Origin of the sequence: Meiothermus luteus, assembly GCF_003574085.1 — a bacterium.
GTDB lineage: Bacteria > Deinococcota > Deinococci > Deinococcales > Thermaceae > Meiothermus > Meiothermus luteus.
On record NZ_QWKZ01000047.1, the window covers coordinates 1 to 21,691 of the forward strand.

Consider the following 21,691-nt stretch of genomic DNA (forward strand, 5'->3'; position numbering starts at 1 on the left):
CCTGGCCATCGCCGACGCCACCCCCATCGTAACCAAGCTGCGCCAGACCCAGCCCGACTTTGTAATCCTCCAGGGCTATGTGCTCACCGTAGAGCCCATCCTGATCCGGGCCGCGCGGGAGCAAGGGCAGGGGCCACATCTGGTAGGCTTAGCCCATGAAAACGGTTCGCGTTGCGCTTTTGGGAGCGGGCACTGTGGGACAGGCCTGGGTGGGGCTGCTGCCCCAGCACCAAGACCGGCTGGCGGCCCTTGGGGTGCGGCTCGAGCTGGTCCGGGTACTGGTGCGCGAGGCCCAAAAAAGCCGCCCTGGAATCCCCCCCCAGCTCCTCACCACCGACCCCGAGGGGTTTCTGGACGGCGTAGAGGTCTTGGTAGAGGTGGCTGGGGGCACTGGCAGGGTAGGCGACCTGGTCCTGGAGGCCCTCTCAAGAGGGCTCCCGGTCATCACCGCCAACAAGGCGCTCCTGGCCGAACGCTGGCGCGAGCTGCGGCCCTACGCTGAGCGGGGCCGGCTCTACTACGAGGCCAGCGTGATGGCCGGAACCCCCGTGCTGGGGGCTCTGCAAAGCCTGTGGGGCAACCAGGCGCGGGAGCTGCACGGAATCGTGAACGGCACCTGCAGCTACCTCATCCGCCGGATGGAGGAAGGGGCAAGCTACAAAGAGGCCTTTGAAGAGGCTGGCCGGCTGGGCTACCTAGAGGCCGACCCCAGGCTGGACGTGGGGGGGATTGACGCCGCCCACAAAATATGTGTGCTGGGCCGGCTCACGGTAGACCCGGCCCTCGAGTGGGCCCAGGTGCTGAAACGCACCCGCGGAATTGAGCACCTAACCCCCCAGGCGCTGGCCGAGGCCCGCCAGGCCGGGCAGGCCATCCGGCTGGTGGCGAGCCTCTACCCGGAGGACGGGGCCTGGGTGGCCGCGGTGCGGCCCGTGCGGCTGCCTCTGGAGCACCCTTTGGTCCTCCTGGGCAGCGGGCGCAACGCCTTGGTGTACCGAGGTGAGCCCATCGGTACCCTCTACTTCGCCGGGGCAGGGGCGGGCGGCGCGGTTACGGCCAGCGCGGTGATGGACGACCTCTACCGCTGGCTCTCGGGGGCCCCAGGCCACCGGCCCATCCCCCAGATTGTTCCAGCCCTGGGGCTCGAGGTGGAGCAGCTCGAGGAGGCCTGATCCCTCGTTGGGCCCTACCCCAGTTGTGCTAGATTCTGTTCATGCGTTTTCTGACCGCTGGAGAGTCCCACGGGCCTCAGCTCACCGGCATCGTAGAAGGCCTGCCCAGCCAGCTCCCTCTCAGCGTGGAGGACATCAATCCCTGGCTCAAAAAGCGGCAAGGGGGCTACGGCCGCGGGCGCCGGATGGTGATAGAGACCGACACGGTGGAGTTTCTAAGCGGGGTGCGGGCCGGGCGCACCACCGGGGCCCCGCTGACGCTGGTTATAAAAAACAGCGACCACCGCAACTGGGTGGAGATCATGGATCCGGCTCCAGGCAACGAGCCGCGCAAAAAGGCCCTTACCGCGGCCAGGCCCGGCCACGCTGACCTCTCGGGGGGCATCAAGTACGGCCACAAGGACCTGCGGGATGTTTTGGAGCGGGCCTCGGCCCGCGAGACGGCCATGCGGGTGGCTATTGGGGCCATCGCTCACAAGCTGCTTTCCTTCTTTGGGGTGGAAAGCGCCTCCTTTGTGGACGGAATGGCCGGGGTGTGGAGCCAGGTGCCCTTTGACTGGAGCCTAAAGGACCGCGTTGAGCAAAGCCCCGTGCGGATGACGGATCCACAGGCCGAGGCCGAGGTCATCCGACGGATTGACGCAGCCAAGGCCGCGGGCGATACCCTGGGGGGTATCGTGGAGGCCCGTTTCCGGGGGCTGGTGGTGGGCCTAGGCTCCCATGCCCACTGGGACCGCAAGCTAGACGGGCGCATCGCCCAAATGGTCCTGAGCATCCCCGCCATCAAGGGGGTGGAGATTGGCCCGGCCTTTGCCAACGCCATGAAGCCAGGCTCAGAGGTCCACGACGCGATCTACTGGGAGGAGGGCCGGGGCTACTACCGCAAAACCAACCGGGCTGGCGGCACCGAGGCCGGGATGAGCACCGGGGAGGAGTTGGTGGTGCGGGCCGCCTTGAAGCCCATCGCAACCCTGATGAAGCCCCTGCCCACGGTGGACGTGGTGACCCATCAACCCGCCGACGCCGCCCGCGAGCGCTCCGATGTGACCGCAGTGCCCGCGGCCAGTGTGATTTTAGAGGCCCTGGTGGGCATCGTGCTGGCCCAGGCCTATCTGGAAAAGTTTGGCGGGGACACCCTGGAGGAGCTGGTAGAGCGGGTAGAGCACTACAAACAACGGGTGCGGGCCTACTGAACGGCTTGGAATAAATCGCCCCCCGATGTAACCTAATACCCCCAAAGACCCCATGAGCGAGCGGCCTATGGTCCAAATAGAACGTCCCGTCACCTGGGTGGCCCTGACCGGGTTTATGGGGGTGGGCAAGAGCCGCATCGGGCGGGAGCTGGCCCGTTCGCTCATGCTGCACTTTATTGACCTTGACCGCTACATAGAGCGGCAGATGGGTCTTTCGGTGGCCGACATCTTTCGGCACCTAGGCGAGGCCACCTTCCGCCAGCTCGAGGCGGCAGCGGTGGAGGAGCTCACCCAAAAGGACTACCTGGTCCTCTCCCTGGGCGGGGGCACCTTCGTGAACCCGGAAAACCGCGCCCGGCTCCTGGCTCGAGGACCGGTGGTGGCCCTGTGGGCCAGCCCGGAGACCATCTTTGAGCGGGTGCGCCGCCGCCCTGGCGAGCGCCCTCTTTTGGGAAGCCCCGACCCCTTCAAGCGCATCTGCCAGCTCCTGGCCGAACGCGAGGGCCTTTACCGACAGGCCCCCCTGCACGTCTCCACCGATGGTCGGCGCATCCCCGAGGTGGTGGAGGAGATCATAGAGCAGCTTTGGGACTATGCACAGCCTAGAGGTTAGACACCCCATCCCCTATCCCGTCCAGATCGGCCGAGGCCTCGAGGTGCCGGCCCTCCCTGGCCCCAAGGCGTTGCTTTACGACCAAGCAGCCTCCTCCTATGCGCAAAGGCTGGCCCAACGGCTGGGCATCGGCCACACCCTAGGCCTGCGGGGCGGTGAGGGGGCCAAGCGCCTCTCGGTCTACGGCCGGGTGCTCTCCTGGCTGGCGAAAAATGCCCTGCCCCGCGACACCACCCTCTACATCGTGGGCGGGGGCAGCCTGACCGACCTAGGGGGTTTCGTGGCCGCCACCTACCTGCGGGGCATCGGCTACCTCAGCCTCCCCACCACCACCCTGGCCATCGTGGACGCCGCGGTGGGCAACAAAACCGGCCTCAACCTGCCCGAAGGCAAGAACCTGGTGGGGGCCTTCCACCCGCCCAAAGGGGTCTACGCCGACCTCGAAGCCCTGGCTACCCTGCCCCTTTCCCTCTTCAAAGAGGGGTTGGTGGAGGCTTTCAAACACGGCCTCATCCGTGGAGACGAGGCGCTTTTGCGGGTAGAGCTGCTAAAACCCGACTGGGCGGGCCTGGAGGAGTACCTGGCGCGAGCCGTAGAGGTCAAGATTGGGATTGTAGAGGCTGACCCCACCGAACAGGGCGAGCGGCGCAAGCTCAACCTGGGGCACACCCTGGCCCACGCCCTGGAAGGGGCTACCCAGGGAGGGCTCTCGCACGGGGTGGCGGTGGCCTACGGGCTCCTTTTTGCCGCCCTGCTGGGGCGGGCGCTGGGCGGGGCCGACCTGGTGCCTACCGTGAAGCGGCTTCTGGGCTGGCTCGAGCCCCCCCCTCTGCCCCCCCTGCCCTGGGAGGCCCTCTTCCCTTTCTTGCTCCGGGACAAAAAGAAACAGGACCATACCCTGCGCTGGGTGGTGCCCATGGGGCTAGGGCGGCTCGAGGTGCGGCCGGTCGCCGAAGGGGTTTTGCTTGACTGCTACACGGAGCTGCTGAGCCTGGCCAGCCCCGGGCCAGGCCGCTTGGCCAAGGGTCCTCCCTTAGAATGACGGCGTACGCCGGAGGCCAAAGCACCCTTGGGGAGGCTAACCATGCTGAGCGGAAACCTGGCCGAGTTTCCCCTGCTGCGGCTGCTGGAGGCCCTGATGGGGGCTACCCGGGGTGGGGCCCTCTTGGTCCAACACCCCCTGTTCTCAGGGGCCATCTACCTGCAAAACGGCTACCTGGTGCACGCGGAAGCCGGGCCGCTGAAGGGCTTGGCAGCTATGGAGCTGCTGGCCGGGGTCCCCGCTGCCCCCTTCCGCTTTGAGGTAAATCAGCCCGCCCCTGCCCAGAGCATCGAACCCAACCTCAGCACCTACCGGCTCATCCTGCACCAGTTCGAGGCCTGGAAGGAAATTCGGCTGCCCCAGGACTGGGGCTTGGTCCTGCAGGGCTGCCCATCCCCACAGCAGGTTCGGCTCAGCCCGCTGGAGCTTCGGGTGCTGGCCCAGGCCGAGGGGAAGAGAATCGCCCAGGCGCTGATGAACCACGCCTCTCCCCTCGAGGCCGCCCAGGTGCTGGCCAAACTGCTCGAGCTAGGCCTTCTAGAGGCCCGGCCACAGCCGCAGACCAAACCCGAAGCCCTGGTGGTACTCTCTTTGTATGGAAAGGGGGGGGGTGTAGCGGTGGTGGACGTGGAACTCTTCGGGCGCTGGCAGGCCCTGGTGGGAGGTCCCTTCCAGGTGCGGGTGCGCACCCCGCAGCTCGAGGCCCGCCTGCGCCCAGAAGCCCGCCCGCACATGCAGGGCCGGCTAGGGCTCTTTGAAGCCGACCTGCGCCGCTTCCAGCTCAGACGGGGGGTGTGGGTGGAGGCCTGGCCGGAGCCCCAAACCTAACCGAACCACAAGCCTGCGAGGAAGCGCCATGGACATACTTGCCCTCAACGAACCGCTCAACCAAGCCGTCTATGGCCCAGGGATGATGCTGGTCTTTATCCTGGTCGGCCTCTACCTCTCCTTGCGCACGGGCTTCGTCCAGTTCAGCCGCCTAGGGGTGGCCCTTAGGGAAACCCTAGGGGCCATCCGGGAGCGTTCACTGAGTTTCGGTGGCCAGATTACCCCTTTTCAAGCGGCCATGGTGGCGCTTTCGGCCACGGTGGGCACTGGGCACCTGGTGGGTATGGTGGGGGCCGTGTTGCTGGGAGGCCCTGGCGCGGTGCTTTGGATGTGGGCAGCCTACCTGGTGGGCATGGCCACGAAGTTCGCCGAGGCTGTGCTGGCGGTGCACTTTCGCCGGCAATACACCGATGGCTCGGTGATGGGGGGGCCGATGGTCTATATCCGCTATGGGCTGGGCAAAAGAATGGCCTGGTTGGCCGCTCTTTTCGCGCTTTTCACTGCAGCGGCAGCCTTTGGTATTGGGAATCTAACCCAGGCCGGGGCGGTGGGCAACGCCCTTTTGCAGGAGTTCGGTATCCCCCCGGCCATCACCGGGCTCCTGCTGGCCCTGCTGATTGGGATACTCCTGGGTGGCGGTATCCAGTGGGTGGCCCGGTTCGCCCAGTTTATCGTCCCCCTCAAGCTGGCCCTCTTCTTACTGGGGGTACTGCCCCTCTTGGTCCTCCATATCGGCGAGCTGCCCGCTGCTTTTACCCTAATCTTCTCCTCAGCCCTGAGTTTTCAAGCCGCGGCCAGCGGTGCCGCCGGAGCTGCCGTCGCCCTGGGCCTCGCGGAAATCCTCAAGGCCGGGGTGGGGCGGGGCATCTTCGCCAACGAGGCCGGGCTGGGCTCCGCAGCCATCGCCCACGCCCAAGCCCAGGTGGATCACCCGGTGCGGCAGGGCTTCTGGGGGCTCACCGAGATGCTCGTAAGTCTGTTTGTGACCACCCTTATGGCCCTGACCTTTATCGCCAGCGGCCTTTGGGAGCGATTCTTGGGGGGGGACCGGGTGGAGGCCATCCGCCACCTCTTCGCCGAGCATCCCCTCGGCGTGCCCATGCTGGCCTCAATGCTGGTGGTGTTCGCCCTGGGCACCATGGCCTCCTGGGGTTTCTACGGCGAGGAGGGCGCCGCTTATCTCTTTGGCGAAGGGGTACGCTGGCCCTACCGGCTGACCTTCGTGGCCTTCGCCTTCGTGGGGCCCCTGGGGGGCCTGGCCGCCCTGACCGCCGTGGCCGATACCCTAAACGGCCTCATGGCCATCCCCAACCTAATCGCCTTGCTGGCCCTGGGCGGCTTGGTGGGCAGGCTGGTAGGGGAGTTCTTCCAGGGGCTCCCCTGGCAGCCCCCCCAAGAGGAGTAGCCCCTGCGCCTTTTTTAGGCAAGCCCCACGGGTAGACTAAGGGCCATGACACCCAGACGGCTGGTGGTAGGCCTTTCCGGAGCCTCAGGCATGCCCTATGCGCTAGACCTTCTGCGTACCCTGCGGCGCGTGCCGGGGCTGGAGGTCCACCTGGTCATGACCCAGGGGGCCAAGCGGGTGCTGGTGGAGGAGGCCAGCGAAACCGTGGAGTCGGTGGAAGCCCTGGCCCACCGGGTGCACCGCAGCAGCGACCTGGGCGCACCCATCGCCTCCGGAAGTTTCCGCACCATGGGCATGGTGGTGGTGCCGTGCAGCGCGACCACCCTGGCCAAGGTGGCCCACGGCTTGGCCGACAACCTGCTCACCCGGGCCGCCTACGTAACCCTGAAGGAGCGCCGTCGGCTGGTGCTGGTACCCAGGGAGGCCCCGCTCCCCTTGCCGAGCCTCGAGGCGATGCTCAAGGCCGCCCAGGCCGGGGCTACCATCCTCCCCGCAGCGCCGGGGTTCTACCACAAGCCCCGGACCATTGACGACCTGCTGGCCTTCCTCACCCAGCGCATCCTAGACCTATTCGGCCTGGATTACGAGCGGGCGCCCCGCTGGGGGGAGGGGGTGGAGCTCGAGCTGGACTAAACCCTACTCCAGAGGCTCAGCGCAGGAAGAAGACCCCATAGACTATCCCTACGAGAATGCGGTATAGGGCAAAAGGGGCAAAGCTGCTGCGGCTCACAAAGGAAAGAAGCCAGCGCACGGTGAGCAAAGCTGAGAGAAAGGCTGCGGCAAAGCCCACCGCCAAAAGAACCCAACCCTCCGCGCGGAATTCGTCCAGGTGACGAAAAAGGGAAAACCCGGTGGCCGAGAGCATGGTCGGCACAGCCAGAATAAAGGAGAACTCCGCGGCGGCCTTGCGGGACATCCCCAGCGCCATCCCCCCCACGATGGTGGCCCCGCTGCGGGAGACTCCTGGCATCATCGCCAAGGCCTGGGCCAACCCCACTAGGACCGACTTCCAGGGGGGCATCTGGTTCACATCGTCGTAGCGCTTACGCCGCTCCAGGCTGCGGTCCACGAGGAGCAAAACAACCCCTACCCCTACGAGGTTCACCACCACGATTAGGTCATTGCCCAAAAACACCCCCTCAATCACATCCGCGAGCAAAAAGCCCAGCAGCCCGGTGGGAATAAAGGCCAGGATAATGCGCTTCCAGACCTCTACATCGCGCAAAAAGCGGCGAAAGTAAAGGGTTAGCACCGCCAGGATGGCCCCAAGCTGAATCACCACCACAAAGCTCTTGATAAAGGGGTCGTTTTGGATGTCCAAGCCCAGCAGGTGGGCGGCTAAGGTCAGGTGTCCGGTGGAGGAGATAGGCAAAAATTCAGTAAGCCCTTCCAAAACACCCAGGATGAACGCCTCAAAAACCGTCACGGGCCGAGGATACCACGCGAGATTAAAGCCAGGTGGAGATTTGACCTCACCCCGCGTCGGTGGGTTACCATGCCAGCCGTGAGGGTCTCGGTGTTGCTCCCTGCCGCCGGCCTGGGGGTGCGAATCGGCCAAGGGCCAAAGGCGTTTTTGCGAGTGGGGGGAAAATCCCTTTTGGAGTGGGCCTTGGAGGCTTTTGCCTGGGCCGATGAGGTTGTGGTAGCCCTACCCCCCGGCGCGGAGCTGGCCCTACCAGCAAAAACCGTGCCCGGAGGCCAAACCCGTCAGCAGAGCGTCTTCAACCTTCTGCAAGCTGCCAGCGGCTCCTTGGTGCTTGTCCACGACGTGGCCCGCCCCTTTGTGGTCCCCGAGGCGGTGCAGCGGCTCATGGAGGCGGTACGGAAAACTGGGGCCGCTACCCTAGCGGTGGATGTTCCGGACACCCTGGTGCAGGAGGAGGCGGGCCAGTATGGGACGGCCATACCCCGGGAGCGGTACCGGCTGGTACAAACCCCCCAGGGCTTCAAGCGCGAGCTGCTCTGGCAGGCCCACCTGCGAGCCCGCGCGGAGGGCCGGGAGTATACCGACGACGCCCAGCTCGTGCAGGCCATGGGCCACCCGGTAGCCCTGGTGGAAGGCGACCGCCGGATGTTCAAGGTCACCTACCCCGAGGACCTGCTCCTGGCCGAAGGGATGGCGAAGGTATGGACGTTCTAGCCCCGGCCAAGGTCAACCTGGGGCTCTCGGTCCTGGGGCGCAGGGACGACGGCTACCACGAGCTGCACACCCTCTTCGCGGCCGTGGGGGTGGCCGACCGGCTCTTCGTAGAGCCCCTTCCCGAGGGGGTGAAGCTGGAGGTGCGGGGCGCCCACCTCCCAACCCCCAGCGAGAACCTGGTCTACAAGGCTGCTGTGGCCTACCTGAAGGCGGCCGGCTGGCCTGGGGGGGTGCGGGTGGTGCTGGAAAAGCGCTTACCTCTGGCCGCCGGGCTGGGCGGGGGTTCTTCCGATGCGGCGGCCACCCTTAGGGCCCTAGCCCGGCTCTATCCCCGTGGCCTAGACCTCTTCCCCCTCGCCCTAGGGTTGGGGGCCGACGTGCCCTTTTTCCTGCTGGGGGGCCTGGCCGAAGGACGGGGGATAGGCGAGCGCCTTACCCCCTTGCCCCCGGTCCAGGCCCACCTGGTACTGGTCAACCCGGGAATAGCCATCCCGGCAGCGGAGGCCTACCGCCACCTCACCCCCTCCGATTGGCAAGGGGAGCTGGACACAGCAGGCCTGCTGGAAGCCCTTCGCTCCGGGGAGGAGCCCCCCTACTGGAACAGCCTAGAAGGCCCTGTCTTCCGCCTTTACCCGTTCCTGGAAACCCTCAAGCGGGCCCTCTACCGCACCGGCCTGAAAGGCGTGCTGCTGTCGGGCTCAGGTTCCACCCTCTTTGGCCTGGCCCAAGACCAGGACCAGGCCCAATCCATCGCGCAGAAGCTGCGCCTACAGTACCCCAGCTTCTGGATTGTGGCCACCCAGACCGTGAGCTAGGGCCTAGGAAAATTGCTGCAAAAGCCGTATCATCCGAGCGTCATCGGGGGTGCCTGGGATGGCCAGGCTGAGAGAGACCCTTTGAACCTGATGCGGTTAGTACCGCCGTAGGGAGCATGACAGCACACCCTCCCGATGACATGGAGGGATTTTTTATGCACCCCAACAACCGGAGTTTAGCCTCTGGCCTTCTGATCGTGCTGGCCGGCCTCTTCCCCGCACAGGCCCAGCCGACCACCCTCACCGTTCTGAGCCACAACAGCTTCAACCTGGAGAAGAGCCTGGTGGCCCAGTTTGAGCGCGAAAGCCAAATTAGGCTCCGCTTCCTCAAGGGTGGCGACGCGGGGGAGATGTTGAACAAGGCCATCCTGAGCAAAGGGGCCCCCATCGCGGATGTCATCTACGGCTTTGACAACACCCTGCTCTCCCGCGCGCTGCAGGCCGACATCCTGCAGCCCTACCGCTCCCCCAGGCTGGCCGGGCTCCGCCCTAATCTCCTCATTGACCAAACCTTTCGCGCCACGCCGGTAGACTTCGGCTACGTGGCCCTCAACTACGACCGCGCCCAGTTCCAAAACCGCCCGCTGCCCCAAAGCCTGCTCGAGCTGGCCACCCCAGAGTTCGCCCGCTTGCTGGTGGTGCAAAACCCAGCCACCAGCTCCCCAGGCCTGGCCTTCCTACTGGCTACGGTGGCCACCTTAGGTGAGGAGCGCTACTTGGACTTCTGGGAGGAACTGCGCAAAAACGGCGTGCGGGTGGTCAGCGGCTGGAGCGAGGCCTACTACACCCACTTCACCCGCGCCGGCGGCGACCGGCCGCTGGTGGTTTCGTACAGCACCAGCCCGGCCGCCGAGCTTTACTACAGCGAGGCCAGGCCCAAGCCCAACCAGCCCCCCACCGCCAACCTCTTCCTCCCCGGCAGCGCCTTTTTCCAGGTAGAGTACGTGGGCATTCTAAAGGGCACCCGCAACCTGAGGGCCGCCCAGCGCTTCGTGGACTGGCTCATCTCCAAACCAGTGCAGGAGAGCATCCCTACCGAGATGTGGGTCTACCCAGCCCACCGCGAGGCCCGGCTGCCCGAGGTGTTCCGCTTTGCGGAGATACCCCCCCAGCCGGCCCGCCTCACCCCTCAGCAAATTGCCCAAAACCGGGAGCGCTGGATCCGCGAGTGGACCCAGGTGGTGGTCCAAGGACAGAGCGCCGAAGCGGTCAAGGCCCGCCGCTAGGGGCCAAGAATGCGCCCTCCGGCCCCTTTCTGGCTGGCCCTTCTAGTGTTGCTCTTCTTGGGGCTGGCCTTGGTCTACCCGCTAGGCCGGATCGTGGCCCTGGGGCTGGGTGAAGGCCTGGGGGCGGCCCTCACCGACCCCTACTACCTCTCCCGGCTCGCCTGGAGCCTGGCCTACGGTACCGGCTCAGCCCTGCTCTGCATTGGGCTGGCGGTTCCCTTGGCCTACCTCTTCCGCTACCGCTTTCCCGGGAGGGGCTTCTGGCTGGCTTTCTCCACGGTACCGCTGGTGCTGCCTACCCTAGCGGTGGCCCTGGGGTTTCTGGCCCTGCTGGGGCCCCAGGGCCCCCTGGGGCTAAACCTTTACGGCACCCCCTGGGCCTTGTTCTGGGCCGCGGTGCTGTACAACCTGGGCCTGGTGCTGCGCCCTCTGGTGGCGCTCCTGCCCAGCGTCGGCCGCCTGCTGATGACCGCCCGTACCCTAGGGGCCCACCCGCTGCGGGCCTACCTCCGGGTGGGGGTACCTGTCCTATTCCCTGCCCTGCTCTCTGGGGGCAGCCTGGTCTTCCTGTTCTGCTTCACCAGCTTCGGGGTACCGCTGCTCTTGGGAGGGCCCGAATGGGCCACGCTCGAGGTCGCCACCTACTACGCTCTAGCCCAGCGCCTGGCCTTCCCCGAGGCCAGCGCCCTGGTCCTGATGCAGCTTGGGGTTACCCTGGTGGTCATCCTGGGGTACACCTGGCTGCAAACCCGTCTCTCCGTTGGCCTGGAGGGGGCCGAAGCACCGCTGCCCCTCCCGCCGGGGCGGGCTTGGGGGGTAGGCGTGGGGGTCGGCCTGTTCCTTGGGCTGCTCTACAGCCCCCTGCTGGCCCTGCTCTGGCGGGCTTTGGAGCGCCCCTCGGCCTGGCTTTCGGTCTGGCGCAGCCTCGAGTTCACCCCGGGGACGCAGGCCCTGGGGAACACCCTGGCCTTCGCCGGGCTGGCCCTCCTGCCCATCCTCACCCTGGGGGTTCTATACGCCTATGCGGTCTGGAGGGGAGCCGGCTGGCTGGATGGGCTGGGGCTCCTGCCGCTGATGGTCTCGCCGGTAGCGGTGGGCCTGGGTTACCTACTGGCCTATCCCGGCCAAAGGGGCTCGCTGCTGCTGCTTATAGGGGCCTACACCCTGCTCAGCTACCCCCTGCTGGCCCGCAGCCTGCTGCCCGCCCTCCAAGGGCTGCCCAGGGGCACGCTCGAGGCGGCAAGGGTGCTCGGCGCCTCCCCCTGGCGGCGCTTCTTCCGGGTGGAGTGGCCTTTGGTACGCCCCTCGGCCCTCGCCGGGCTGGGCCTGGCCTTGGCCGCGGTGCTGGGGGAGTTTGGGGCTACCCTAACCCTCCAACGGCCGGAGTGGACCACCCTCTCCCTGGCCATCTACGAGCGGCTGGGTCGCCCCGGAGCGCTCCCCTTTTACGAGGCCATGGTGCTGGCGGTGGTGTTGATGGGCCTCTGCACAGCCCTGGTCCTGGGCCTCCAGCGCGAGCCCCTCAGCAGCCCCAGCTCAGGCCCGCACCTCCCGCCGCTGAAAGAGCACGTAGGCCAGGGCAAAAAGCAAAAGGGTAAGCGCGATTAGCCCGGTGAGCTGGGGCCAGGCCAGCAGCAAACTCTGCCCCAGGGGCAGCGGCGAACCCAAAAGGGCCCCTTGGAGCTGGCTGATGAGCACCGGCCCTAGGCTCCGCACCCCAGGGTTCAGAAGGGCCTGGATGGCCTCGGCGTAAAGGGTATTGGGCGAAACCCGTGAAAAAGCCAGAAGGGCCTCGGCCTGACGCAGCTCGCTCTCAGGGTCAAAGGGGTCATAAGGAGCCATCGCCTGGGCCAGGAGCTGGGCGATAATCCCCCAAAAGAGCGCGAAGAACAGCCAGACCGCAATGGCCGCCAGGGCCGAGGTGGCGGCACTCCTGAAGAGCACCGAGCAGACCAGGGCAATTCCCAACCAGACCCCAGCGTAAGCCAGGGTGGCCAGCAAGAAGAGCAAGGCCCGGCCCACCTCCTCCCCATCCGGCGGCACCCCCAGGAAGATTAGCGAAAGCCCCACCACCAAAAGGAAAAGGGCCAGCAGGATCAGGGCCAGGGTAGCCAACCCGGCCAGGAACTTGCCCCACAAAAGGGCGTCGCGATAGATAGGCTGGGCCAGCACGCGGGAAAGGGTGTTGCGGTTGTACTCCCCGTTGATGGCGTCAAAGCCCAAGGCGATGGCCGCCAAGGGCAGAAAAAAGCTCAAGAAGGCCACAAAAGAGGGCAGGGGGTCCTGCGCGGCGGTGAAGACCCGCAGGAGCAGGAAGGGGTCTTCGCTCACGGTTTGGCGCAGGGTCTGGGCGCCAGCGTAGACTGCCCCCACTGCCGAGAACAGAATCAACACCTCCAGAATTCGCATCCGGGTGCTGCTCAAGTGGTCGGCCATCTCCTTGAAGAAGACCGCCCAGAGCCCCACCCAGGGCGAACCCTCCCGCCGACCTTTGAGGCTAGGCTGCATGGCGCACCTCCTGGAAGTAGCGGGCGTAAACCTCGTCCAGGCTCGGCTGCTCTAAAACCAGGCTGTTCAGGGATGCTCCTGCCTCCAGCACGGCCCGGGCCACCTGGGGCCTCACATCCTGGGTGGCCTCTAGGCGCAGCTCTGTTCCCTCGAGCTGGACCCGGGCTACCCCTGGCAAGGCCCCCAGGCGCTCGGACAACCCCTCTAGGGGGCTGGCCCCCACCCGTATCCGGTAGGCACCTCCCAGAACCCGCTGGGCCAGCTCCTCCACCCGGCCTTCCAGCACCAGCTTGCCTCTGTGGAAAAGCCCCACCCGGTCGCAGATGGCCTGCACCTGGTGGAGGAGGTGGGAGGAAAGGAGCACCGTAATCCCCTCCGCCTTTAGCCCCCGGATCATCCCCAAGAACTCCTGGGCCGCCTCGGGGTCCAAACCCAAGGTGGGCTCGTCCAGAATCACCACCTTAGGCTCCTTCAGGAGCACCTCGGCCAGCCCCAGCCGCTGACGCATCCCTCGGGAGAAGGCGCCTACTGGCCGGTCGGCCACCTCCGCGAGGCCCATACGCTCCAACACTTGCCTCATGCGCACCTCAGCCTCGGCCTTGGGCAGGCCGTTCAGCCGAGCGATGTAGGCCAGGTTTTCCCAGGCGGTCATCTCACCGTAGAAGCCCACCGAGTCAGGCAGGTAGCCGACCTGCTTCTTTAGGGAAAGAGGCTCCCGCACAGGGTCAAAACCCAGCACCCGCACCGTGCCCGCAGTGGGCTCGGTGAGGCCGAGAAGCATCAGGATGGTGGTGGTTTTTCCAGAGCCGTTGGGGCCTAAAAGGCCGTAGACCTCCCCTGCCTCAACGGCGAGGTTCAGCCCCTCCACCGCCACCACCTTCCCGTAGCGCTTGGTCAGGCCTTGGGTTTCAATGACCATGAGGGCCTCCTAGCGCCGCCCAAAACGCGAAACCGCAAAGCCCACCGCCCCTACCGCCACCGCGATCAAGGCCACCCCCACCAGGCCCCAAAGGGTGGAGGTCTGCACCGTGACCCGGTAGTCCGCCGAGGTTGAAGCGCTGCCCGCTGAGGCCCGGAAGGTAAGCATGTAGTCGCCGGCCACGGCTCGAGGGGAGGGCTTAACCCGAGCCGTCACCTCGGCCTCCCCACCCGGGGCGATGTTCTCAATTTTTTCCGGCTCAAACTTAACCTCCCACCCCGAAGGCTCGCTGGCTGAAAGCTCCACGCTTTCCGCCGGGGCACTGCCGGTGTTCTTCACCACCAGTTTGATGGGGTTCTCCCGGCCCGCGTAGGCCCGGCCCGAAAGCCGCCCCTCGGGGGTAGAAAGGCTCAGCTCCACCTGCCCGGTGATGTCCAGATTGACCACCAGCTCAGCCCTGGCATCCCCCGCCAAAGCCCGCAAGGTCACCGCGTAGGGCTTGGCCTCCACCTGGCGGGGCGGGGTCACCTGGACGTCCAGGTCCCGGCTTTCCCCAGCCTTGAGGGGCAGGCTGTTTATCTCCTGCCCTCCGAAAGCGGTGCTGAAACTCACCCGGAAGTTCTGAGGGGCATCCGCCTCCAGGTTCACCAATAAATCCTGGTCGCTCTCGTTCTTGAGGGTCACCCGATAACGGAAGCTCGCAGTGGGAACCCCCTTTAGCACAGGCAACTCCGTTTCCAAGGAGAGCCGCTTGGGCAGAATCTGCCCCAGGGTCAAAACGATGGGCAGCTCAGCCCTCGCACCTCCACTCCCCTCCGCCACTAGGCGGAAGCGGTAGGTACCGGGCTGTACCCGCTGAGGCGGCTCCAGGCGAAGCGAGAGGTTCTGCTCGGCATCGGGAAGGGCGTACACCGCAGAAATCACCCGCCCCCCCCCCAGCAGGCTGGCCTTCCACCCTGGGGCCACCTCTACCACCCGCACCTGCACGGTCTGGGGGGGTAAACCAAAGTTCTTCAGGGAGATGGATAGGTTGACCGTCTCCCCTACCCGCACGCTTTGAGAGGGGTAGGGGGTGTAAAGGGCCAAACCCCGGTATCCCTGGGCCATTGCCGAACCCACCAGCAGTAGGAAGAGCGCAACCAAGCGTAGCACTTTTGCACCTCCAGACGCCGTTGTCCACCAAAGACTCTAGGAGAGGAAGATTAATCCCGCATTAGAAGTGTAATGATACTTGACAAAACAAGGCTCAACTTTTATTATAAGGCTTGGTAGGGCAAGCCGCGAGAGAGGCCCTACGACAGAAGGAGGTTTCAGTATGCTGGATATCGTTCGGAACATCCCAGTTCAGACGATGCCCTGGCGAAGCTGGAATCTCTCGACCGTAAGCGATCTCTTCAGTGAGTTTGATCGGCTTTGGAACGAGGTGTCGGCTTCCTTGGGCAGCACGCCGCGCACCGGAGGCTACGCCTTTGACCTCTACGAGACCGACGACAGCCTGGTGGTGGAAATGGCGGTCCCGGGGCTGCGGAAGGACGACCTGGAGGTCCGGCTGGAGGGCAACCAGCTCACCGTGCGGGGCACCTACCCTGAAGCCCCTGACGGGGAGCGGCGCTACTGGGTGCGGGGGCTACCCCGGGGGAGCTTCGTCCAGAGCATCACCCTGCCCGCCTCGGTGGAGATGGACAAAATCCAAGCCACCATCGCCGATGGGCTCCTGCGCCTAAGCCTGCCCAAGGTGGAGCAGGCCCGGGTGAAGCGGATCGCCATCAGCGCGACCTAAGGGAAGCCCACCCCCGCCCCCTTATGGGGGCTTTCATTTTTCGCGAATTCCGGGCAGTCTAGCCTTAGCTCAAGTGGTTCCAAAGGCCGTTTCAACAGCCCGCAAAAGTGGGCCTCCAGAGGAGCTGCCGCAGGACAGAAATGCTGGCAAAGCAAGCACATCCGCCCCACCGTGACCACCCCAGCCTCCACCAAACTGGCCAGCAGACGCAAAAGGCACTGGTAAAGCATCCCCTGCTCCTCCGAGGAAAGGCCATCCAAGGCCTCCCGAAGCGGCTGGTTCCAGTCCCCCAGGGACCCCACCAGAGCCTTTCCCTTCTCAGTCAGCTCGAGCCCACGGCTTCGCCGGTCCGGAGCGGGAACGCGGCGTAGAAGCCCCTTAGCCTCCAAGGAGCGCACCGCTTCGCTCACCGTAGCAGGGGTCAGGTCAAAGACCTCGGCCAATTCCCCGATCCGTTCCGTCGGGCGGCGCCCTAGGTGCAGGAGAATCTGGGCCTGGGTAGGGCTCAGGCCCAGGGGCTCAGCCTTGAGCCACCAAAGCACCCGCTGGGCCTGAGCTAGGCGCTCTAGGGCTCCAGCGAGGCGATCTTGCAAGGCAGTGTTCATACGGGCTTAGGCGCTGCCTCTGCCCGTATTCTATCCTTCAAGGGCGGTACACGCTGAAAACAAAATCGGTGTTGGCCGCCCCCTTGTGGCACTCGTAGCAGCTATTTACGTCTATGTTGGCCGGGGTGCGGCTGTTTCCAGGAAAAAGGGCATAACCCCAGTTGCCGGTGCGGGCAAACCGGCGGCTATCCTTCTCCATCACAATCACCGCCTTGCGCTCGCCCTCCACCACCGCGTGGTTCCCCACCACCGGCTCGAGCAGGTCAAAGACAATCACCGACCCTTCAGGAAAGACCCGGGGGTTGGCCCGGTAGCCCTGCATAGCCTTTTCGTTGGCATAGATGTGGTGAAGGCCCCCCACCAGCTCGTACAGAGGGTGCCCCTTTTCCACAATCATGCTCTTGACGTGGGTCCAGGTCCGGTAGCCCTGGGGGTAGGCCACTGTACCCCCGGTCTGCCCAAGACCCCAGAACAAAAGGCCTAGAGCTGAGAGAAGCGCGAAAACCCTCACCATGCTTCACCTCCTATTTTTAGGACTCCTAAATATATGCCACGCCGCCCCCCCCCGCTGTCAAGGGCTGGTGCCTTCTTGTGAAAAGAGGTACAATGTCCTCGGGACAGATGTCCCTAGGAGGAAAGATGCAGCGCAAGAGGGTGGTGGTTCTAGGCGCGGGCTTCGCCGGCCTGCACGCGGTACGGGTGCTCTCAGGCCGGCCGGATATAGAGGTGGTGTTGGTGGACCGGAACAACTACCACCTGTTCCAGCCGCTTTTGTACCAGGTGGCCACCGCAGGCCTGGAGGCTCCCCAGATCGCCTTCCCCATACGGGCTTACCTACGCAGGCGGTCCAACGTCCGCTTCCTGTTGGGCAGGGCCGAGGGGGCCGACCTGAAGGACCAGGTTCTTTGGGTAGAAGGCCGGCCCCTGCCCTACGACTACCTCATCATCGGCACCGGCAGCCGCACGCACGACTTCGGCCTGCCGGGCGTGGCTCAACACGCCCTAGGCCTCAAAACCCTTGATGAGGCGATGAGGATTCGCGACCGAATCCTGTCGGCCTGCGAGGAGGCGGAGCGCACCCAGGACCCTGAGCGCCGGCGGGCCCTGCTGACCTTTGTGGTGGTGGGGGGCGGGCCCACCGGCGTAGAGTTGGCTGGGGCGCTAGGGGAGCTGCGCCGCCACGTGATTGCTCGGGACTATCCAAGCCTCCACCCTTCAGAGGTACGAATCGCCCTGGTGGAAAGCGCACCTCACCTCTTGGGTACCTTCAAGCCGGGCTCGAGGACCTACGCCCAGCGCTTCTTGGAACGACTGGGGGTGGAGCTGCGGCTGGGCGAGCGGGTGGTGGAGGTGACCCCCCAAGGCGTCCGGCTACACAGCGGGACCTTCATCCCCAGCCACAACGTCATCTGGAGCGCCGGGGTGAGCGGGCACCCCCTGCCCGGCCTGCCCACCACCCGGGGGCAGCGCGTGGCCACTACCCCCGCGCTCTTCCTCCCGGAAGCCCCTTCCGTCTACGTGGTCGGCGACCTGAACTACCTGGAGGGACCAGACGACCGGCCCTATCCCCAAGTAGCCCCTGCCGCCATGCAGCAAGGGGCCTGGGCTGCTCGCAACATCCTGCGATCCCTACGAAAGGAGCCCCAGCTCCCTTTCCGCTACAAGGACAAAGGTAGCATGGTCACCCTAGGGCGCAGCCACGCCATCGCCGAGGTAGGCCCCCTGAGGATATACGGCTTTCCCGCCTGGGGGGCCTGGCTGGGGGTACACCTTTACTATCTAGTGGGCCTGCGCAACCGGCTGATGGTCTTCTCCAACTGGGCCTACAGCTACCTAACCTACGACTTCGCCGTGCGGGTGATGCATCATCGGCATAGCTTCGCCGAGCGGGAGGGTCCAAGCCCCCAGGTGCTAAGCTAGGAACGTCCATGAACGTCCTGGTTCTGCACGGCTTCACCTCCCACCCCATCCGGACCATGGGGCCCTTGCCCAATCTCCTGCGGGGAGCCGGGTTCAACGTGGCCCAACCCACCCTACCCGGCCACGGCACCCGCCCGGAAGACCTGCGGCACGTCCGCTGGCAGGACTGGCTCCAAACCGCCCGGGAAGCCTACTTGGCCCTACCCGAGCCACGGGCGGTGGTGGGACTTTCCATGGGGGGCCTGCTGGCCGGCTGGCTGGCCGCCGAACACGAAACCGCCGCGCTGGTAGCCCTAGCACCCGCTCTAGGCTTCAAAAACCGGCTGGCCTACCTGGCTCCCCTGCTCCATCCCTTCAAGCCTTGGGCCTACAGCACAGACCCCGCTCAGGTAGCCGCCCGGCAAGCCAAGAGCCCCAACTACCCCAACTTCCCCACCGTGGCCCTGACACAACTTATCGCGCTGCAACGGCAGCTTCCAAGGCTTCTGCCGCGGGTGCGGGCCTCTGCCCTGGTGCTCGAGGCCGCCCAAGACGACACCGTACCCGAGGCAGCAGTACAGCGCTACTTCAGCCTCCTCGGCAGCCCCCACAAGGAGTACCGAAGCTACCCCAGCCAGCACGACATGCTCCTAGACCCCTTAGCTGAGCAGGTCTCCCAAGACATCGCCGTCTGGCTCAAGGAAAGGCTGGCTAGCGCTTGACCTCCAGCTCGAGCTTCACATTGCCCCGCTTGGTCTGGCCCAGTACCCGGCGCACCAGCAGGCTGCCCAAGCCCTCTGCCAGCATCAGGTCGCCCTCCTGAAGCTCGTCCTTGGCCAAGGCCACCCGGCCTCTAAGCCGTACCTTGCCCGCCCTAACCCCTTGGGCGAAGTAGCTCCGGGAGACCCCAAAGCCCCGCGCCCCCACCACATCCACCCGCAGGCTGGGAACCACCACGCTTCGCACCCGCTCGTGGGCCTGGGGAAGCTGGTCGGGGCTGGCTGGCCGGGCCTCCACCCCCAGGGCCTGCAAGGCAGGCAGGGCTTTGGGCAGGACCGCCAGCAAAAAGCCGCCCTCCGTGGGCTCCAAATCCCCCACCAAGCCCGGCTCAACCCCCGCCCGCAGCCGCGCCTCCATGGCCTCAGCCTCCTCCAGCGAGGGAAGGTACAAGACCACGGTGGGGTCGGAAACCTCCGGCACCTGGGGAGGATAGAGCACCGCCACCCGCCGCAGGGCCAAGGGCAACCCCCCAAAGGCCTGAAACCCAAGCCCCTCGGCTTGGGCCCTCCGCCGCAGCTCCTCCAGCACCTCAGCCTCCAAAAAGAGGGTCTGCACCACCCGGCCCCCACGGGCCTTGCCTATGTACGCCTCGAGCATCGTCAAATCCCCACTTTATGTATAGCCCTTCCAAAGCTGGGCGTACAGCCCACCCCGGGCCATAAGCTCCTCATGCCGGCCTATCTCCACAACCCGCCCCTGTTCCATCACCACAATCTGGTCCGCACGCTGCACGGTGGAAAGGCGGTGGGCCACCACCAGGATCGTCCGACCCGGGCGAATCGCCTCGAGGGCCGCCACCACCTGGGCCTCGCTGTTTTTATCTAGGGCGCTCGTAACCTCGTCCAAGAGAAGAATCCTGGCCTCGCGCAGCAGCGCAGCGACGATCGCCAAGCGCTGGCGCTGACCCACCGAAAGCCCGCTCCCCTCGTCCTCCAGGCGGGTTTGTAGGCCTACATCGGGCCACAGCCCCACAGTCCTTAGGGCCTGTTCCATGGCCTCTGGGGTGGCCCCAGGGGCCAAAGCCGCCAGGTTCTCCTGCACGGTTCCGGCAAACAGCAGGGGTTCTTGGGGCACCCAGGCTATGCGAGCGCGCAGCCAGCGGGGTTCATACCCCTGGAGGTCGTGCCCATCGAGCAGCACCTGGCCCTCGCTGGGGGGATACAACCCCAAAATCAGCCGCAACAAGGTGCTCTTGCCCGCCCCAGAAGGCCCCACCAGGGCGGTGAAGGAACCCGGGGGCAGGCAAAGGTTTACCCCCCGCAGCACCGGCGCCCCCCCGGGGTAGGCGAAGCCTAGGCCGCGAAGCTCCAGCCGGCCCGTCATCTGCGCTGGCGCCAACGAGCCCCCGCTGGGGGCCTGGGGCAAGGTGAGCAGCTCCACCACCCGGGCCGCTGCCCCCTCGGCTTGCGCGAAGCCAGTCCCCAGGCGGCTCAGGGTCTGCAAGGGGGTGATGGTCAGCGCCAGGAGGGTCAGAAAAGCGCTGAGGTCGCCGGTGGTCATCTGGCCCCGCTGGACCGCCCCCACCCCCAGGTACAACAGAAGCCCCAGCAAGGAGGTGGTAGCGAGCTGGCCCAAAGGGAGGTTCAGGGCCGCGATAAGCGTCCGGGTGCGGCCCAACCGGTACTGCTTGCGGTTGCTCTGGCGGAAGCGCTCCCGGGCAAAGCCCTCCAGGCTCAAGGCCCGGATGAGCTCGAGGCGGCCAAACCCCTCCGCCATCCGCCCCGAAAGCCGCTCTAGGGCAGCTTGGGTGTGCTGGCTGTAGCGGCTCACCCAACCCCCAACCCAGGCCAGAAGCAGGCCCCACAGGGGCAAAGAAGCCATTAGGTACAGGGTCAGCTCGGTGTAGTTCTGCAAGAGCTGCCACAAAACCGCAAGCAGCAGCACCCCTTGGGCCAGAAGACCCCCCAGGCTGTAGAAGACGAACCCCTCGAGCTCCTTCAGGTCCGCCACCAACCGCCCGGTAAGCCCACCCGCAGAAGAGGGTAGGGCCCGCAGGTCAGCCGCCAACAGGCGGTCAAAAACTCGCTCCCGCCAGACTGCCGGAATCTTGACCGAAAGATAGCCCACAAAGGCTTCCAACAGGTACCCTCCCAGCACCAGCAGGCCCAGCAGCCCAAGCCCCACGAGCAGCACCGGCTCGAGCCGAGCAAACCCCCCGGCCAGCACCTGGTCAAAAAGAGGCTTGACCACTTGGGCGGGCAGGAGGGCCTGGGCAAGGGCGGGCAGAGTGGAAAGGACCAGGGCCAAAAGCCCCTGCGGCCAGAATGGATAGAGCAGGCGGAGCAGGTTCATAGCGAGAGTACGTGCGCCACCAGGTTGTCCGCCCCGGCCTCGGCCCCCAGGCGGGCCAGCCGAGCCTGGACCTGAGGGCCCCGCTCCAGCAACGCCAGCCCCTTCCGGGCCACCTCAGCGGGGGAAAAGATGCCTCTGAGTTCGGGGAAGACCTCCTCGCCCAGCCACTGGTTGGGCAGGGCCAGGAAGGGGATGCGCGCGGCCACCCGCCGCACCAGGGCCTGCTTGAGCGGGCGGGCCCCCGGAAGGAGCAGCAGCCAGTGCAAGAAGCCTTCCAAAGGGAGCATCTCCGGTTTATGCAGGGGCAGGAGGACCACGGAGGGCAGGCCGGCCAGGGCCAGCTCGAGGGTGTTGGTGCCCGGTAGGGTGAGGGCCAGCCGGGCCTGGCGCATGGCCGCATAGCGCTGGGGCTCCTCCAGCACCTCTACCAGCACCCCCCCTTCGGTGCGCAGCCGCCCCTCCGCCCAGCGGGCC

At 65.9% G+C, this 21,691-nt stretch carries 22 protein-coding genes, 2 pseudogenes and 1 riboswitch; of the genes and pseudogenes, 15 read left to right on the forward strand and 9 right to left on the reverse strand.

Annotated features, from left to right (window positions below):
- The 8 genes and pseudogenes from Mlute_RS16050 to Mlute_RS08260 form a co-directional block, all read left to right on the forward strand.
- Positions 1-148: pseudogene (locus Mlute_RS16050) on the forward strand (ABC transporter substrate-binding protein); the annotation flags it as partial.
- Between the two features lie 7 nt (positions 149-155).
- Positions 156-1,172: a homoserine dehydrogenase gene (locus Mlute_RS08230; protein ID WP_119360236.1), complete on the forward strand. Its 1,017-nt coding sequence runs from the start codon at positions 156-158 to the stop codon at positions 1,170-1,172.
- A 41-nt stretch (positions 1,173-1,213) separates the two neighbouring features.
- Complete coding sequence (gene aroC / locus Mlute_RS08235; RefSeq protein WP_119360237.1) at positions 1,214-2,365, forward strand: chorismate synthase; 1,152 nt, start codon at positions 1,214-1,216, stop codon at positions 2,363-2,365.
- Between the two features lie 67 nt (positions 2,366-2,432).
- On the forward strand, positions 2,433-2,978 hold the full coding sequence (locus Mlute_RS08240; RefSeq protein ID WP_119360254.1) for a shikimate kinase: 546 nt from the start codon (positions 2,433-2,435) through the stop codon (positions 2,976-2,978).
- A complete protein-coding gene (locus Mlute_RS08245; RefSeq protein WP_119360238.1) occupies positions 2,959-4,020 on the forward strand; it encodes a 3-dehydroquinate synthase in 1,062 nt (353 codons plus the stop codon). The genes Mlute_RS08240 and Mlute_RS08245 overlap by 20 nt, the downstream gene beginning before the upstream one ends.
- Positions 4,021-4,062: 42 nt before the next feature.
- Positions 4,063-4,848: a DUF4388 domain-containing protein gene (locus tag Mlute_RS08250; RefSeq protein WP_119360255.1), complete on the forward strand. Its 786-nt coding sequence runs from the start codon at positions 4,063-4,065 to the stop codon at positions 4,846-4,848.
- 28 nt (positions 4,849-4,876) lie between these two features.
- The gene (locus Mlute_RS08255; RefSeq protein WP_119360239.1) at positions 4,877-6,253 is read left to right on the forward strand and encodes an alanine/glycine:cation symporter family protein; all 1,377 of its coding nucleotides are present in this window, start codon (positions 4,877-4,879) and stop codon (positions 6,251-6,253) included.
- A 45-nt stretch (positions 6,254-6,298) separates the two neighbouring features.
- A complete protein-coding gene (locus Mlute_RS08260) occupies positions 6,299-6,886 on the forward strand; it encodes a UbiX family flavin prenyltransferase (RefSeq protein ID WP_119360240.1) in 588 nt (195 codons plus the stop codon).
- 16 nt (positions 6,887-6,902) lie between these two features.
- On the opposite strand, the gene Mlute_RS08265 is transcribed toward Mlute_RS08260, so the two are convergent.
- Positions 6,903-7,679 carry an undecaprenyl-diphosphate phosphatase gene (locus Mlute_RS08265; RefSeq protein WP_119360241.1) on the reverse strand — a complete coding sequence of 259 codons (777 nt, stop codon included), beginning with the start codon at positions 7,677-7,679 and terminating at the stop codon, positions 6,903-6,905.
- 78 nt (positions 7,680-7,757) lie between these two features.
- Here Mlute_RS08265 and ispD point away from each other — a divergent pair, with 78 nt between their 5' ends.
- From ispD to Mlute_RS08285, 4 genes are all read left to right on the forward strand, one after another.
- Positions 7,758-8,393, forward strand: coding sequence for a 2-C-methyl-D-erythritol 4-phosphate cytidylyltransferase (ispD, locus tag Mlute_RS08270; RefSeq protein WP_119360242.1), 636 nt, complete (start codon positions 7,758-7,760; stop codon positions 8,391-8,393).
- On the forward strand, positions 8,381-9,208 hold the full coding sequence (gene ispE / locus Mlute_RS08275) for a 4-(cytidine 5'-diphospho)-2-C-methyl-D-erythritol kinase (RefSeq protein WP_119360243.1): 828 nt from the start codon (positions 8,381-8,383) through the stop codon (positions 9,206-9,208). Before ispD ends, ispE begins: the two co-directional genes overlap by 13 nt.
- Before the next feature lie 35 nt (positions 9,209-9,243).
- Positions 9,244-9,340: riboswitch (TPP riboswitch) on the forward strand.
- Between the two features lie 23 nt (positions 9,341-9,363).
- Complete coding sequence (locus Mlute_RS08280) at positions 9,364-10,434, forward strand: thiamine ABC transporter substrate-binding protein (protein WP_119360256.1); 1,071 nt, start codon at positions 9,364-9,366, stop codon at positions 10,432-10,434.
- Positions 10,435-10,443: 9 nt separating this feature from the next.
- Entirely contained in the window at positions 10,444-12,042 is a 1,599-nt protein-coding gene (locus tag Mlute_RS08285; protein WP_119360244.1) for an ABC transporter permease, read from the forward strand.
- On the opposite strand, the gene Mlute_RS08290 is transcribed toward Mlute_RS08285, so the two are convergent.
- From Mlute_RS08290 to Mlute_RS08300, 3 genes are read right to left on the reverse strand one after another with little or no spacing between them, the layout of a single operon-like run.
- The gene (locus tag Mlute_RS08290; RefSeq protein WP_119360245.1) at positions 11,971-12,942 is read right to left on the reverse strand and encodes an ABC transporter permease; all 972 of its coding nucleotides are present in this window, start codon (positions 12,940-12,942) and stop codon (positions 11,971-11,973) included. The two genes, Mlute_RS08285 and Mlute_RS08290, sit on opposite strands and share 72 nt — an antisense overlap.
- On the reverse strand, positions 12,932-13,861 hold the full coding sequence (locus tag Mlute_RS08295) for an ABC transporter ATP-binding protein (RefSeq protein ID WP_119360246.1): 930 nt from the start codon (positions 13,859-13,861) through the stop codon (positions 12,932-12,934). Before Mlute_RS08295 ends, Mlute_RS08290 begins: the two co-directional genes overlap by 11 nt.
- A 9-nt stretch (positions 13,862-13,870) precedes the next feature.
- Positions 13,871-14,968, reverse strand: a complete 1,098-nt coding sequence (locus tag Mlute_RS08300) for a COG1470 family protein (protein ID WP_182482507.1) — start codon at positions 14,966-14,968, stop codon at positions 13,871-13,873.
- Between the two features lie 208 nt (positions 14,969-15,176).
- On the opposite strand from Mlute_RS08300, the gene Mlute_RS08305 reads away from it, so the two are divergent.
- Entirely contained in the window at positions 15,177-15,641 is a 465-nt protein-coding gene (locus Mlute_RS08305; RefSeq protein WP_119360248.1) for an Hsp20/alpha crystallin family protein, read from the forward strand.
- On the opposite strand, the gene Mlute_RS08310 is transcribed toward Mlute_RS08305, so the two are convergent.
- Together Mlute_RS08310 and Mlute_RS08315 are read right to left on the reverse strand one after the other, a co-directional pair.
- Positions 15,638-16,234, reverse strand: a complete 597-nt coding sequence (locus Mlute_RS08310; RefSeq protein ID WP_245958906.1) for a MarR family winged helix-turn-helix transcriptional regulator — start codon at positions 16,232-16,234, stop codon at positions 15,638-15,640. The two genes, Mlute_RS08305 and Mlute_RS08310, sit on opposite strands and share 4 nt — an antisense overlap.
- A 49-nt stretch (positions 16,235-16,283) precedes the next feature.
- Positions 16,284-16,760 (reverse strand): cytochrome P460 family protein, encoded by a 477-nt coding sequence (locus tag Mlute_RS08315; RefSeq protein ID WP_119360250.1) that lies wholly within the window; start codon positions 16,758-16,760, stop codon positions 16,284-16,286.
- Between the two features lie 125 nt (positions 16,761-16,885).
- Between Mlute_RS08315 and Mlute_RS08320 the strand changes: the two genes are divergently transcribed.
- Both Mlute_RS08320 and Mlute_RS08325 read left to right on the forward strand, forming a co-directional pair.
- On the forward strand, positions 16,886-18,166 hold the full coding sequence (locus tag Mlute_RS08320) for an NAD(P)/FAD-dependent oxidoreductase (RefSeq protein WP_119360257.1): 1,281 nt from the start codon (positions 16,886-16,888) through the stop codon (positions 18,164-18,166).
- 8 nt (positions 18,167-18,174) lie between these two features.
- Positions 18,175-18,867: an alpha/beta hydrolase gene (locus Mlute_RS08325; RefSeq protein ID WP_119360251.1), complete on the forward strand. Its 693-nt coding sequence runs from the start codon at positions 18,175-18,177 to the stop codon at positions 18,865-18,867.
- Here Mlute_RS08325 and Mlute_RS08330 read toward each other — a convergent pair.
- The 3 genes and pseudogenes from Mlute_RS08330 to Mlute_RS08340 form a co-directional block, all read right to left on the reverse strand.
- Positions 18,857-19,522 (reverse strand): RNA-binding protein, encoded by a 666-nt coding sequence (locus Mlute_RS08330; protein WP_119360252.1) that lies wholly within the window; start codon positions 19,520-19,522, stop codon positions 18,857-18,859. The two genes, Mlute_RS08325 and Mlute_RS08330, sit on opposite strands and share 11 nt — an antisense overlap.
- Positions 19,523-19,537: 15 nt before the next feature.
- Complete coding sequence (locus tag Mlute_RS08335; RefSeq protein ID WP_119360253.1) at positions 19,538-21,217, reverse strand: ABC transporter ATP-binding protein; 1,680 nt, start codon at positions 21,215-21,217, stop codon at positions 19,538-19,540.
- A pseudogene (locus Mlute_RS08340) lies at positions 21,214-21,691 on the reverse strand (sugar synthetase); the annotation flags it as partial. The pseudogene Mlute_RS08340 and the gene Mlute_RS08335, both read right to left, overlap by 4 nt.

Excerpts from the sequence above, each read along its gene's own strand:
- Mlute_RS08230 (WP_119360236.1), top strand. The coding sequence starts at position 156 with ATGAAAACGGTTCGCGTTGCGCTTTTGGGAGCGGGCACTGTGGGACAG.
- Mlute_RS08285 (WP_119360244.1), top strand. The coding sequence starts at position 10,444 with ATGCGCCCTCCGGCCCCTTTCTGGCTGGCCCTTCTAGTGTTGCTCTTC.
- Mlute_RS08260 (WP_119360240.1), top strand. The coding sequence starts at position 6,299 with ATGACACCCAGACGGCTGGTGGTAGGCCTTTCCGGAGCCTCAGGCATG.
- Mlute_RS08335 (WP_119360253.1), bottom strand. The coding sequence starts at position 21,217 with ATGAACCTGCTCCGCCTGCTCTATCCATTCTGGCCGCAGGGGCTTTTG.
- Mlute_RS08245 (WP_119360238.1), top strand. The coding sequence starts at position 2,959 with ATGCACAGCCTAGAGGTTAGACACCCCATCCCCTATCCCGTCCAGATC.
- Mlute_RS08240 (WP_119360254.1), top strand. The coding sequence starts at position 2,433 with ATGGTCCAAATAGAACGTCCCGTCACCTGGGTGGCCCTGACCGGGTTT.
- ispE (WP_119360243.1), top strand. The coding sequence starts at position 8,381 with ATGGACGTTCTAGCCCCGGCCAAGGTCAACCTGGGGCTCTCGGTCCTG.
- aroC (WP_119360237.1), top strand. The coding sequence starts at position 1,214 with ATGCGTTTTCTGACCGCTGGAGAGTCCCACGGGCCTCAGCTCACCGGC.
- Mlute_RS08315 (WP_119360250.1), bottom strand. The coding sequence starts at position 16,760 with ATGGTGAGGGTTTTCGCGCTTCTCTCAGCTCTAGGCCTTTTGTTCTGG.
- Mlute_RS08295 (WP_119360246.1), bottom strand. The coding sequence starts at position 13,861 with ATGGTCATTGAAACCCAAGGCCTGACCAAGCGCTACGGGAAGGTGGTG.
- Mlute_RS08255 (WP_119360239.1), top strand. The coding sequence starts at position 4,877 with ATGGACATACTTGCCCTCAACGAACCGCTCAACCAAGCCGTCTATGGC.
- Mlute_RS08320 (WP_119360257.1), top strand. The coding sequence starts at position 16,886 with ATGCAGCGCAAGAGGGTGGTGGTTCTAGGCGCGGGCTTCGCCGGCCTG.
- Mlute_RS08290 (WP_119360245.1), bottom strand. The coding sequence starts at position 12,942 with ATGCAGCCTAGCCTCAAAGGTCGGCGGGAGGGTTCGCCCTGGGTGGGG.
- Mlute_RS08325 (WP_119360251.1), top strand. The coding sequence starts at position 18,175 with ATGAACGTCCTGGTTCTGCACGGCTTCACCTCCCACCCCATCCGGACC.
- Mlute_RS08305 (WP_119360248.1), top strand. The coding sequence starts at position 15,177 with ATGCTGGATATCGTTCGGAACATCCCAGTTCAGACGATGCCCTGGCGA.
- Mlute_RS08300 (WP_182482507.1), bottom strand. The coding sequence starts at position 14,968 with ATGGCCCAGGGATACCGGGGTTTGGCCCTTTACACCCCCTACCCCTCT.
- Mlute_RS08250 (WP_119360255.1), top strand. The coding sequence starts at position 4,063 with ATGCTGAGCGGAAACCTGGCCGAGTTTCCCCTGCTGCGGCTGCTGGAG.
- Mlute_RS08330 (WP_119360252.1), bottom strand. The coding sequence starts at position 19,522 with ATGCTCGAGGCGTACATAGGCAAGGCCCGTGGGGGCCGGGTGGTGCAG.
- Mlute_RS08280 (WP_119360256.1), top strand. The coding sequence starts at position 9,364 with ATGCACCCCAACAACCGGAGTTTAGCCTCTGGCCTTCTGATCGTGCTG.